13 protein-coding genes are annotated in these 11,858 nt (G+C 48.8%); all 13 read left to right on the top strand.

The genetic code is table 11. The features are described 5' to 3' along the window. Positions 1 to 86 precede the first annotated feature (86 nt). The 13 genes from trmFO (at position 87) to Q6A92_RS06505 (ending at position 11,825) form a co-directional block, all read left to right on the top strand. Positions 87 to 1,394, top strand: coding sequence for an FADH(2)-oxidizing methylenetetrahydrofolate--tRNA-(uracil(54)-C(5))-methyltransferase TrmFO (gene trmFO / locus Q6A92_RS06565; RefSeq protein ID WP_332237440.1), 1,308 nt, complete (start codon positions 87 to 89; stop codon positions 1,392 to 1,394). Between the two features lie 235 nt (positions 1,395 to 1,629). Beyond that, the gene (gene hslV, locus Q6A92_RS06560) at positions 1,630 to 2,172 is read left to right on the top strand and encodes an ATP-dependent protease subunit HslV (protein ID WP_332237439.1); all 543 of its coding nucleotides are present in this window, start codon (positions 1,630 to 1,632) and stop codon (positions 2,170 to 2,172) included. Between the two features lie 28 nt (positions 2,173 to 2,200). Beyond that, a complete protein-coding gene (hslU, locus tag Q6A92_RS06555; protein ID WP_274397426.1) occupies positions 2,201 to 3,610 on the top strand; it encodes an ATP-dependent protease ATPase subunit HslU in 1,410 nt (469 codons plus the stop codon). A 123-nt stretch (positions 3,611 to 3,733) separates the two neighbouring features. Beyond that, positions 3,734 to 4,510: a GTP-sensing pleiotropic transcriptional regulator CodY gene (gene codY, locus Q6A92_RS06550; protein ID WP_274397425.1), complete on the top strand. Its 777-nt coding sequence runs from the start codon at positions 3,734 to 3,736 to the stop codon at positions 4,508 to 4,510. Positions 4,511 to 4,904: 394 nt separating this feature from the next. Next, positions 4,905 to 5,279: a flagellar basal body rod protein FlgB gene (flgB, locus tag Q6A92_RS06545; RefSeq protein ID WP_274397424.1), complete on the top strand. Its 375-nt coding sequence runs from the start codon at positions 4,905 to 4,907 to the stop codon at positions 5,277 to 5,279. A gap of 6 nt (positions 5,280 to 5,285) precedes the next feature. Next, the gene (gene flgC, locus Q6A92_RS06540) at positions 5,286 to 5,729 is read left to right on the top strand and encodes a flagellar basal body rod protein FlgC (protein ID WP_274397423.1); all 444 of its coding nucleotides are present in this window, start codon (positions 5,286 to 5,288) and stop codon (positions 5,727 to 5,729) included. A gap of 10 nt (positions 5,730 to 5,739) precedes the next feature. After that, complete coding sequence (gene fliE / locus Q6A92_RS06535; protein WP_332237438.1) at positions 5,740 to 6,039, top strand: flagellar hook-basal body complex protein FliE; 300 nt, start codon at positions 5,740 to 5,742, stop codon at positions 6,037 to 6,039. A 24-nt stretch (positions 6,040 to 6,063) separates the two neighbouring features. Further along, on the top strand, positions 6,064 to 7,644 hold the full coding sequence (fliF, locus tag Q6A92_RS06530) for a flagellar basal-body MS-ring/collar protein FliF (RefSeq protein WP_332237437.1): 1,581 nt from the start codon (positions 6,064 to 6,066) through the stop codon (positions 7,642 to 7,644). A gap of 15 nt (positions 7,645 to 7,659) precedes the next feature. After that, positions 7,660 to 8,676 carry a flagellar motor switch protein FliG gene (gene fliG / locus Q6A92_RS06525; RefSeq protein WP_274397419.1) on the top strand — a complete coding sequence of 339 codons (1,017 nt, stop codon included), beginning with the start codon at positions 7,660 to 7,662 and terminating at the stop codon, positions 8,674 to 8,676. Further along, positions 8,669 to 9,430 carry a flagellar assembly protein FliH gene (gene fliH, locus Q6A92_RS06520; RefSeq protein WP_332237436.1) on the top strand — a complete coding sequence of 254 codons (762 nt, stop codon included), beginning with the start codon at positions 8,669 to 8,671 and terminating at the stop codon, positions 9,428 to 9,430. The genes fliG and fliH overlap by 8 nt, the downstream gene beginning before the upstream one ends. Beyond that, positions 9,427 to 10,752 carry a flagellar protein export ATPase FliI gene (fliI, locus tag Q6A92_RS06515; protein ID WP_274397417.1) on the top strand — a complete coding sequence of 442 codons (1,326 nt, stop codon included), beginning with the start codon at positions 9,427 to 9,429 and terminating at the stop codon, positions 10,750 to 10,752. The genes fliH and fliI overlap by 4 nt, the downstream gene beginning before the upstream one ends. Then, entirely contained in the window at positions 10,745 to 11,182 is a 438-nt protein-coding gene (fliJ, locus tag Q6A92_RS06510; RefSeq protein ID WP_274397416.1) for a flagellar export protein FliJ, read from the top strand. The genes fliI and fliJ overlap by 8 nt, the downstream gene beginning before the upstream one ends. Before the next feature lie 13 nt (positions 11,183 to 11,195). After that, positions 11,196 to 11,825 (top strand): MotE family protein, encoded by a 630-nt coding sequence (locus Q6A92_RS06505; protein ID WP_332237435.1) that lies wholly within the window; start codon positions 11,196 to 11,198, stop codon positions 11,823 to 11,825. Positions 11,826 to 11,858: the final 33 nt, after the last annotated feature.

The following is an 11,858-nucleotide window of genomic DNA, read 5'->3' as shown; positions in this document are numbered from 1 at the left end:
CTGACGGGGACGTTGAAGGATGATTGGCGGATGTCCCGGCGGATTGCCGCCGGCTACTCTTTTCTAGAAAAAGTGAGGAAACAAATGTGGCAGAACAAGCAGTAACCGTTGTCGGAGCTGGATTGGCAGGCAGTGAGGCTGCCTGGCAGATTGCAAAAAGAGGCATCGCGGTCAATTTGTATGAGATGCGGCCGGGCAAGCAGACACCGGCCCATCATACGGATCAGTTCGCCGAACTTGTGTGCACCAATTCACTGCGGTCGAACAGTCTTGCCAATGCGGTAGGCATATTGAAAGAAGAAATGCGCCGGCTCGATTCTGTAATCATGGCTGCTGCGGATTCGGCAAGTGTGCCGGCGGGAGGAGCACTTGCCGTGGACCGCCACGATTTCTCAGGCCGGGTGACAGCCCTTATAAGGAACCATCCGAACATCCGGATTATTCATGAAGAAATGGCCGGCATACCGGAAGGGCCCACGGTCATTGCGACAGGGCCTTTGACATCGGACCGGCTTTCGGCTTCATTGAAAAGACTGACGGGAGAAGATTACTTCTATTTTTATGATGCGGCCGCGCCGATTGTTGCCGGGGAAACAATCGACCGGGAAACCGTTTACCTGAAGTCCAGATATGACAAAGGGGATGCAGCTTATCTCAATTGTCCGATGACCCGGGAAGAGTTCCGCCGCTTTTATGAGGCCTTGGTTTCTGCAGAAACCGCGCCGCTGAAAGATTTTGAGAAGGAAAACTATTTTAACGGATGCATGCCGGTTGAAGTGATGGCCGGGCGCGGCGAAAGAACCATTCTTTTCGGCCCGCTTAAACCGGTGGGCCTTGAAGATCCGAGGACCGGGAAACGTCCTTATGCGGTCGTTCAGCTGCGCCGGGACAACGCCGCGGGCACACTTTTTAATATGGTCGGTTTTCAGACGCATTTGAAATGGGGCGAGCAGAAAAGGGTATTCCGCATGATACCGGGTCTGGAGAATGCCGAAATTGTCCGTTACGGCGTCATGCATCGCAATACATTTCTGAATTCGCCGCAGCTTTTGAGTGCAACCTATCAGACAAAGGCGAGGGACGATCTGTTTTTTGCCGGGCAGATGACGGGAGTGGAGGGCTACGTTGAATCGGCCGCTTCAGGATTAATTGCCGGCATAAATGCCGCCCGCCTTGTCTCGGGGGCACAGCCCGTTGTTTTTCCCGGGGAAACGGTGATCGGCAGCATGGCCCGCTACATTGCAACGGCTCCTTCGAGTCATTTTCAGCCGATGAATGCCAATTTTGGTTTATTAAAACCTCTCGACGGGCGGATAAAAGACAAAAAAGAACGGGCCGGCCGCTTTGCCGCCCGGGCACTGAATACAATTCAGAATGTTGCTATAAAACTGTAAATTGTGTTGCTTATTGATTTGACTTGTGCTAACATGAAAAAGCAAGAGGCCGTATGCTCAGATTGACCCTATTTATGATTGTTTCATTGAATGATTCTTTACCGCTTGTAAATAGATCGGAAAGGTCTGTCCCGCTTGATTCAGCGGAGCAGGCTTGTTCCATGCGCAGAAACCATGTTTTCTTTTTCAGAAAAGTGTTTCCGCTCGCTTTCACATAGCTGGAAGGAGGATTTTTATGGGGGCTTTTCATGCGACGACGATTTTCGCCATTCATCACAATGGGCGGAGCGCGATGGCCGGAGACGGCCAGGTAACACTCGGTCAGTCGGTGATCATGAAAAAGTCTGCCCGCAAAGTTCGCAGACTGTATCATGGAAAGGTTATTTCCGGATTTGCCGGTTCAGTTGCCGATGCTTTTACTCTGTTTGAAAAATTCGAGGGGCGGCTTGAAGAGTACAATGGCAATCTTCAACGCTCTGCGGTTGAACTGGCCAAAGAATGGCGCGGAGATAAGATGCTGCGCCAGCTTGAGGCGATGCTGATCGTTATGGATAAAAATAATCTCCTTTTGATCTCGGGAACAGGCGAGGTCATCGAACCTGACGACGGCATGCTGGCGATCGGTTCGGGGGGAAACTATGCACTCTCGGCAGGCAGAGCGCTCAAAAGATGGGGTTCTCCCGACCTCTCGGCCAGAGACATCGCCGAGAAGGCGCTGATTATTGCCGGAGAAATCTGTGTTTATACGAATGATCAGATTATTGTTGAGGAACTTTGACTGGAATCACCAAAGGGAGGTTTAAGCTATGTCGGCACCGCTCACGCCAAAACAAATTGTCGAACAGCTTGACCGATACATCATCGGCCAGAAAGAAGCCAAACGGTCTGTGGCCGTTGCTCTGCGCAACCGTTACCGCCGGTCGAAACTGGATGCAAGAATGCGCGAGGAAATCATTCCGAAAAACATTCTGATGATCGGGCCGACAGGTGTCGGCAAAACGGAAATAGCCAGGCGTCTTGCAAAAATCGTCCATGCTCCTTTTGTTAAGTTTGAAGCCACTAAGTTTACGGAAGTCGGCTATGTCGGACGGGATGTAGAGTCGATGGTCCGCGATCTGGTCGAAACGTCCGTCAGGCTTGTCAGAGAAGAAAAAATGAAACAGGTAGAATCGAAGGCCGAAGCGGCGGCGAATAAAAAACTGGTTGAACTGCTCGTCCCGGGCGGGCATAAGTCGGAGCAGCCGAAAAATCCGCTCGAATTTCTTTTCGGCGGGCAGACGAAGGGAACGTCCGAGGCTGACGGTGCCAATCATCAGGCGGACGTCGATTCCTCTCTGCGCGAGAAACGGCTGCAGGCCGAGAAACTGCTCAGGCTCGGGGAGCTTGAGGATCGTCTCGTTTCCGTTGAAGTGACGGAGCAGCAAGGCAATCAGGTTTTTGATCTGTTTCAGAATGCAGGTATGGAACAGTTCGGCGCCAATCTTCAGAACCTTTTGGGAAACCTGGGTCCGAGGCAGACTAAAAAGAAGAAACTGAAGGTAAAGGAAGCGCGGAGGATACTGACTCGGGAAGAAGCCGAGAAACTGCTTGATATGGATGAAGTAACACAGGAAGCTGTTGACCGCGCGGAGCAGTCGGGGATCATTTTTATCGATGAAATCGACAAGATAACGGGAAAAGGGCAAAATGCCGGCGAAGTTTCACGCGAAGGCGTCCAGAGGGACATTTTACCGATTGTCGAAGGATCGACCGTGATGACAAAATACGGACCTGTGAAAACCGACTACGTTCTTTTTATAGCTGCCGGGGCCTTTCATCTCTCCAAACCTTCGGACCTGATCCCTGAATTACAGGGCCGTTTCCCGATCCGCGTTGAGCTGAAAAGCCTGTCGGTTGATGATTTTGTTAATATTCTCGTCAAACCGAACAACGCCCTGATCAAGCAATATAAAGCACTTCTTGAAACAGAAGGTATAAAGATTAAATTTTCTGACGAAGCTATTCATAAAATGGCGTCGATCGCATACGAGGTCAATCAGGATACAGACAATATCGGTGCAAGAAGATTACATACGATTTTGGAGAAACTCTTAGAAGATCTGTCTTTCGAAGCACCGGATATCACACTTCAGGAAGTGGTCATCACGCCTGAATATGTTGATGAAAAATTATCCACAATTGCGAAAAATCGCGATCTCAGCCAATTTATTTTATAGATTGATGCCTGGGGGAGAAGATCCTTAAAGGCAAAAAGACATTCAAGTATCTGGCACGATATTCAGCTGAATATTCGGATGAGTTCATTTAAAAGAACTCATGACACTCAGGAGGAATTTATTATGACATTACTGGAAAAAACGAGAAAGATCAATCAATTGCTTCAAGGAACCAAGACGCAGGTTGATTTTAACGAAATGGCCAAGACGCTGCGCGATGTCATCCAGACAAATACATTTGTCGTCAGCCGGCGCGGCAAGATTCTCGGTCTTTCGCTGAAACTTGAATTCGAAAATGAACGGATACAGAAGATGTTTGAAAGCAGACAGTTTCCGGACAACTACACACAAAATCTTTTCACGGTTGTCCAGACCTCTCCCAATCTTGATATTAACAGCGAGTTCAGCATCTTCCCCGATGAGAATAAAGACTTGTTCGCCAACGGCCTGACAACGGTTGTTCCGATCGTCGGCGGCGGTGAACGGCTGGGTACGCTGATCCTTTCGCGATTGAACGAGACATTCACGGATGAGGATCTGATTCTTGCGGAATACGGAGCGACCGTTGTCGGCATGGAGATCCTCAGGGAGAAAACAAATGAGGTGGAGGAAGAAGCGAGAGAGAAGGCCATTGTTCAGATGGCGATCAGCTCCCTCTCTTACAGCGAATTGGAGGCAATCGAACATATCTTCGACGAACTGGAAGGAAATGAAGGGCTTCTTGTTGCCAGCAAAATTGCCGATCGGGTCGGCATTACCCGTTCAGTCATTGTCAATGCCCTGAGAAAGCTTGAGAGCGCGGGCGTCATTGAATCTAGGTCGCTTGGCATGAAAGGTACGTACATTAAAGTGCTGAATGACAAGTTCCTGCTTGAACTGAATCGAATTAAAGAAGGATAAGCTTTTTATCAGGCAAGTTAAAACGGTTTTAAAGGATTTTTGGTGATCGAGCAGTTGTTCCGATCACCAAAAGTCCTTTTTTTATTCTTTGAAAATTCACATGTTACAAATAGAATAATACTTTCGATCGATACAAACTGTAAAATTTAATATTTTCAATTGATATTTGGTAAAATAGGCCTTTTTTTACCAAGATTATCTATGGATATAAAGGAAAAATCTGGTGAATAAATGCCCTTTTTAGACAAAATATGACAAAATAAAGGTCTATTTACCCATAAAAAAGCTAAACAAGGGGCAGAAAACGGTCGATATAAAAAGATTAGCGTAGACATTAGGCCAAAAGTTGATAAAATGAACTTATAAAGACAAAATAAAAGGATGTGTTGGGAAAATGTTTTCGCTGACTCCCCTATCCGCTATTGAACGGGCTATGAACGGATCAATGGCGGAACAAAATGCAATTTCTCAGAACATTGCTAATGTGGATACCCCCAATTATAAGGCACAAAAAGTAGTTTTTAATGATGTGCTCAATCAGTCAATGCAAACAAATCAGAACAACTCCGATAATTTTCCTCTCACCTCTGCGGATCAGACGGGTTATAGTACGGTGACAGATACATATGGCACCATTCAGAATAACGGAAATAATGTAGATATTGACCATGAGATGTCTGATCTCGCTCAAAATCAATTATACTATCAGGCGCTTGGACAAGCAGCAAGCAATCAATTCCAACAATTCAACACGGTATTGGGAGGGTAAGACGGCATGGGAATGTTCAGCGGACTTGACATCGCGGCTTCAGGTCTTACGGCCCAGCGATTCAGAATGGACGTCGTTTCTTCTAATATAGCGAATGCGGATACGACACGCGAAAAAAACGTCAATGGACAATGGCAGCCCTATGCCAGAAAAGTGGTCAACATGAATACCATTAATCCGTCATTTGAATCGGTTTTTCAAAATTCCCTCGGTTCAGCTGCCGGCGGAGTGGAAGTGAGCAGCGTGACGGAAGATCCGGCTCCTTTTCCCGTTAAATACGATCCGACGAATCCGGATGCCGATGCGAACGGCTATGTGAAACAATCCAATGTCGATCCGCTTAAGGAAATGGTTGACCTAATGGACGCCAACCGCTCGTATGAAGCGGGAGTAACGGCCATCAATGCAGATAAAAACATGCTCTCAAGTGCATTAAATATCGGAAAGTAGGCTATGCGAAATGAGTATTAATCCTGTAGGTTTTGCCCCTTCAACAACTGCCGTTTCTCAGACGTCGCCCAGTGTTTCGTCGGCTCAGCAATCATTTACGAGTATGCTGGAAAATGCCATCGGAACGGTCAATGATTCTCAGCAGACGGCCAATCAGATGGTAACCGATCTGGCGAACGGAACAAGCAATGTCGATTTGCACAATGTGATGATTGCCATGCAGAAGGCCGATGTCATGCTGAAAACAGCCGTGCAGGTCCGCGACCGGGTCGTCAGCGCTTACCAGGATGTCATGGGAATGCAAATTTGACCGGATCGCCTGACGGAGGATGCTATGAAGGAAAAAGTGTTAGCTTTCATTAAGCGGCTTAAAGAGTTGTGGCTGGGTTTATCAAAAAAGAAAAAGATCTGGATTATCGGAGGGGCGGCAGCACTGGTTCTTGCGATCGTGCTCTTCGTGCTTCTGACAAACGTTAAACAGTACGCGCCGCTTTACAGCAATCTGTCGACGAGCGAAGCGGGACAGATCACGAGTACGCTGGACAGTAAGAAGGTTCCTTATAAACTTTCGGCAGGCGGAACGACGATCAGTGTTCCCTCCAATCAGGTCGACCAGCTGAAGGTCGATCTTGCCGCTCAGGGCATTCCGAAAACAGGAGAAATCGATTATTCTTTTTTCAGTCAGAATGCCGGATTCGGAATGACGGACAACCAGTTTAATGTTCTGCAGCGGGCCGCTATGCAGACGGAGCTGGCCAATCTGATTTCCAACACTCAGGGAGTCAAGTCGGCGAAGGTCATGCTGACACTTCCGCAGAATAGCGGATGGGTCGGAAGTCAGAGTTCGAACGACTCGGCATCGGCGTCGATCATGCTGAACGTATCCCCGGGTTTTCAGCTGACCAGCACGCAAATAAACGGGCTCTACCACTTGGTTTCCAAAAGTGTGCCGAATCTTCCCGAAAACAATATCGTTATTATGGACCAGTACTATAACTACTATGATCCGAAGAGCAACAGCGGCGGAAATTCGACTCTTTCCACCTATAATCAGCAGCAGCAGATCGTTCACGACATTGAAAATAACTTTCAGCGCCGGGTGACGCAGATGCTGACGCTGATGATGGGACAGGGCAAGGTCGTGGTCAATGTTACGGCCAACGTTGATTTTACGCAGTCCAAGGAAAAACAGGATTTGGTGGAGCCTGTCAATCAGCAGACGATGGAGGGACTTGCCTCCAGCACGCAGCATATCACTGAGACTTATACAGGACAGGGAGCAGGCGGACAGGTGGGAACCGGCACAAATGCCGTCCCGACTTATCAGGCAGGCACAAACGGCAACGGGACTTATCAGAAAGTCCAGGACCAGGTCAACTATGTATTTAACAAAATACACCGCGATGTGACGAACAGTCCTTATAAGATCACCGATCTCGGCATTCAGGTCATGATCGAACCGCCCTCGGCGAATAATAATAATTCTTTGTCGCAGCAGCGCATCAATGACGTGAAACAAATTCTGAATTCGATTGTCCAGACATCTATATCCGACAATCAGGGACAGGAATTGTCCGCCAATGTCGTCAATCAGAAGACATCGATCACGGTAGGACGGCTGAACGGCCAAATGTCGCAGGCCGCTCCGTCGATGAACTGGTGGCCCTATATTATCGGCGGCGGACTGCTTCTGCTGATTGCCGGGCTGGTCGTATGGCTGATCCTGTACAGAAGAAGAGCCGCGTCTGAAGAAGAAGCTTATGTAGAAGATATTCCGCAGGAGGATGAACTTAAAGAATCACTGGAAGATGAAAATCCGGAACAGAAAAAATACAATGAAATTGAAAAAATGGCAAAACAAAAGCCCGATCAATTTGTGAGGCTGCTCAGAGGCTGGCTTTCCGACGAACGATGAAGGGAGGAGTACCAATTGGCAGAACGAAGAAATAAACTGACAGGGAAACAAAAGGCCGCGATCCTCATGATCGCACTCGGGACCGAGGTATCGGCTACCATTTTTAAACATTTGACGGAACAGGAGATCGAAGAACTGACTCTGGAAATATCAAATGTACGAAAAATCGATCCCGATATGAAAAAACAGATCATTGATGAATTTTTTCAGACCGCGCTGGCACAGGAGTACATCTCGCAGGGCGGAATCGGCTATGCCAAGCAAATTCTTGAAAAAGCTCTGGGTCCCGACGAGGCAAAACAGATTATTCAGCGGCTGACGACGACACTGCAGGTCAGGCCTTTCGACTTTATGAGGAAAAGCGATCCCCAGCAGATTCTGAATTTTATTCAGAATGAGCACCCGCAAACGATTGCCCTAGTGCTTTCTTACCTGGATGCTCAGCAGGCTGCGACCGTTCTGTCCGCTCTTCCTGAGGAAAATCAGGCGGATATCGCCAAAAGAGTCGCCCAAATGGACCGCACGTCTCCTGAAGTAATTGCTCAGGTGGAAAGAGTACTGGAGAAAAAAATATCCACTTCATCCGTGAATCAGGATTATACAAGGACAGGAGGCATTGCTTCCATTGTCAACGTTCTGAACGGTGTCGATCGGGCGACCGAGAAGAATATACTGGATCGCCTGGAAAAAAATGATTCAGATCTGGCAGAAGAGATCAAGAAAAGAATGTTTGTGTTTGAGGATATCATTGTCCTTGATGACCGGGCTATTCAGCGGGTGATCCGGGAAAGCGAGAACGAAGATCTGATTCTGGCAATGCGCACGGCGAGCGACGAGGTGAAAGATTTACTGTTCCATAATATGTCCGATCGTATGGCGGCCAGCTTTAAGGAAGAAATGGAATATATGGGACCTGTCCGCCTGCATGATGTGGAGGAAGCGCAGACAAGAATCGTAAATACGATCAGAAAACTGGAGGACGCCGGAGAAATTGTCATTGCCCGCGGTCAGGGGGATGATGTGATTGTCTAACCTCATTAAATCTCCCGAGACGGTTAACGACAGACAAGTGATCGGGCTGTCGGCAGCGATCGACCCGGAACTGGATGCTCTAAACAGTAAGATGGACCGGGAATCTGTCGAAAGGAGTCTAGAAGAAAGAATACGCCGGGCAAAACGGGAAGCAGCGGAGATTTTGGAGGAGGCAGGGCAGAAACGTCTGGAATTCGATAAACAGATGGAAAACGATGCTGCCGAAGCGAAAAAAAGAAGAGATGAGACCTTCAGGCTTAAGGAAAAAGAAGGCTATGAAGCAGGTTTCAAGAAAGGGGCTTCCGAGGGAGAAAAAAGCTTTGAGTCGCGTGTGGCTCAGGCTAATCAGCTGATCAATCAGGCACGTGCGGCTTACCGGAGCTACCTGGAGGATGCAGAGCCGGAAATTCTGAAGCTGTCGATGGCCGTCGCTGAAAAGATCATCGGCATTTCCCTTGCGCTGGATAAGGACAAATGGTTTTCCCTTGTTTCAAAGGCCGTTCATGAGGCAAAGGATCAGGAAACGATAAAAATTACCGTTTCACCCGACCGTTTTGAGGTACTGAATCAGCGCAAAAACGAAATGGATTCGCTCGTTCAGGATGCTAAAATTTTTATTTACGCGGACGGCGATTTTGCCGAAAATGATTGTACTATCGAAACGGCTTTCGGGAAGATCGTTGCCAGTGTAGACAGCCAGTTATCCGTCATCAAGGAAAAATTAAAAGAACTGATGGAGGAGAAACGAAAATGAATGCGGACCGATTGATCGAAGCACTTCCATCAATTGACAGTTACCGCCGGTTCGGTAAAATCAATCGCGTCGTCGGTCTATTAGTCGAATCGAAGGGCCCGTCTTCATCCGTCGGCGACGTCTGTATTATTCATATGAAAGGCGGCCAGCGAAAAGTCCTGGCAGAGGTGGTCGGGTTTCGGGAAGAAAGCATTCTTCTGATGCCGTACACCTCCGTGGCCCATATTTCTCCGGGCTGTCTCGTTGAGGCGACAGGAAAGCCTCTTGAGATTAAGGTCAATGACGAGCTTCTCGGCCAGGTTTGCGACAGCATGGGGCTGCCAATGTCAGGTATGCATTTTTCAAAGCCGTTTGCGGTTGTTCCGACGAATCAGCCGCCCCCCGATCCGTTGAAGAGGCCGCGGATCAGCGAGCAGATTGAACTGGGAGTCCGTTCGATCGGCGGACTTCTGACCGTCGGCAAAGGCCAGCGTGTCGGGATTTTCGCCGGCAGCGGCGTCGGGAAGAGTACGCTGATGGGCATGATTGCCAGAAATACTTCTGCGGATTTAAACGTGATTGCTCTGATCGGCGAGCGCGGGCGTGAGGTCCGGGAATTTCTGGAAAAGGATCTGGGGCCGGAAGGAATAAAACGTTCGATCGTGATTGTTGCAACCGGCGATCAGCCGGCCTTAATGCGAATTAAAGGGGCGATGACGGCAACCGCTATTGCCGAATATTTCCGCTCAAGAGGAAAAGATGTCCTTTTGATGATGGATTCACTGACGCGCGTGGCAATGAGCCAGCGGGAAATCGGGCTGGCGGTCGGAGAGCCGCCGACCACCAAGGGCTATCCTCCGTCGGTTTTCGCCATGCTGCCCCGTCTCCTGGAAAGAACCGGTACGGACGTGAACGGGACCATCACCGCGTTTTATACAGTCCTGGTCGACGGAGACGATCTGGACGAACCGATTTCCGACACGGCGAGAGGCATTCTTGACGGGCATATCGTTCTTGATCGCGCACTTGCGCAAAAGGGCCAGTATCCGGCAGTCAATCTGCTGAAAAGTGTCAGCCGCGTTATGAATGAAATCGATACTCCCGAACATCTGGAAGCCGCAGGACACTTTCGAGCGCTTCTTGCCCAATATACCGAGTCTGAGGACCTGATCAGCATCGGTGCTTATAAGCCCGGAAGCTCGGCGGCTATCGATGAAGCGATCCAGTTTCATCCGAAGATGATCCGTTACCTGTGCCAGCCCCAGTCGCTGAAAGTGCCGTTGGATGAAGCGATTGATCAGTTGATCAAAGAATTCGGCAGAGGAGCTGAAAACAGTGCATGATTTTCGTTTTGAACGTGTGATGAAAATAGCGGAAAGCGAAAAGAAGACTCTGGAAGTACAGTATCGATTGCTTTTTGACCATTTCGAACAGCTGGCCCACGGACTCCTGGATTTGATCGAAGAGAAGAAATCCATTCAGAAAAATCTTCAGGACAAAATGAAGCAGTCGATTACCATTGATTTGGTAAAAAGCCAGATTTACGATGTGGAAAAAACGGAACGCCTGATCGACGAACAGACCGTGCAGTATGAACGGGCAAAGAATCAACTGGAACAATTCAAGGCCGTTTTGCTGAGAAAAGCGATCGAGGTGAAAAAATACGAGAAAATAAAACAAAAACAGATGTTTATGAATCACAGCGATGCACGAAAAAAAGAAACGAAAATGCTGGATGAGGTAGCTGCACTTCATTCTGCAAATAACGGCTGAAGGGATGAGCAAAATGGAGGAGAAAAAGAGCGGTTTCGGCTCGCGTTTATTAAAAATTCTTCTTGCTGTTCTCGTTCCTATTGTTTTTCTGCTTTTATTGGTTGGTCTGCTTCTGAAACTGGCCGGATTAAATCCGATTGTCGAAGTCAAGGGCCTCCTGTTCGGGAACAATGCTGCGCAGACTTTCGGAGGGACGTCTTCGAACCAGATAACAACCCTGAAGCAGCAGATCGCTGCGCAACAGTCAACCATCAAACAGCTGCAGAGCGATAACACAAGCAAATCGGACCAGATTTCCCAGCTGAACACGCAGCTGCAGCAGGCGCAGGCGGCGGCCAGTCAGAAGAGCAGCGCGTCTGCGAGCCAGGCACAGACGGCAAGAGATGCCGTCTATGCACAAACCTATCGAAATATGGATCCGGCAAAGGCGGCGGCTATTTTTGAAAAACTGCCGACCAAGCAGGCGGCAGAATACATAAACATGCTGGACGACAAAACCAAAGCGTCAATCCTGCAGAACATGCCGGCGGACAAAGCAGCGGCGCTGACCCCGCTGCTTCAGGCACAGCCCGCGGCAGCGAGTACAAGCGGGACGGGCTCAAGCTCCGTGTCGACTTCCGCATCGAGCGGCACTTACCCGTAAAACAGGAAGGGGCAGGACCGTAACACGCTTTGA

It is taken from the genome of Sporolactobacillus sp. KGMB 08714 (assembly GCF_036598985.1).
GTDB lineage: Bacteria > Bacillota > Bacilli > Bacillales > Sporolactobacillaceae > Sporolactobacillus.
The sequence above is the reverse complement of the archived record's forward strand: the minus strand, read 5'-3'. Positions and strand labels throughout refer to the sequence as shown.

Coding starts and splice junctions, on each gene's coding strand:
- hslV (WP_332237439.1), top strand. CDS start 1,630: ATGGGGGCTTTTCATGCGACGACGATTTTCGCCATTCATCACAATGGG.
- hslU (WP_274397426.1), top strand. CDS start 2,201: ATGTCGGCACCGCTCACGCCAAAACAAATTGTCGAACAGCTTGACCGA.
- codY (WP_274397425.1), top strand. CDS start 3,734: ATGACATTACTGGAAAAAACGAGAAAGATCAATCAATTGCTTCAAGGA.
- flgB (WP_274397424.1), top strand. CDS start 4,905: ATGTTTTCGCTGACTCCCCTATCCGCTATTGAACGGGCTATGAACGGA.
- flgC (WP_274397423.1), top strand. CDS start 5,286: ATGGGAATGTTCAGCGGACTTGACATCGCGGCTTCAGGTCTTACGGCC.
- fliE (WP_332237438.1), top strand. CDS start 5,740: ATGAGTATTAATCCTGTAGGTTTTGCCCCTTCAACAACTGCCGTTTCT.
- fliF (WP_332237437.1), top strand. CDS start 6,064: ATGAAGGAAAAAGTGTTAGCTTTCATTAAGCGGCTTAAAGAGTTGTGG.
- fliI (WP_274397417.1), top strand. CDS start 9,427: ATGAATGCGGACCGATTGATCGAAGCACTTCCATCAATTGACAGTTAC.
- Q6A92_RS06505 (WP_332237435.1), top strand. CDS start 11,196: ATGGAGGAGAAAAAGAGCGGTTTCGGCTCGCGTTTATTAAAAATTCTT.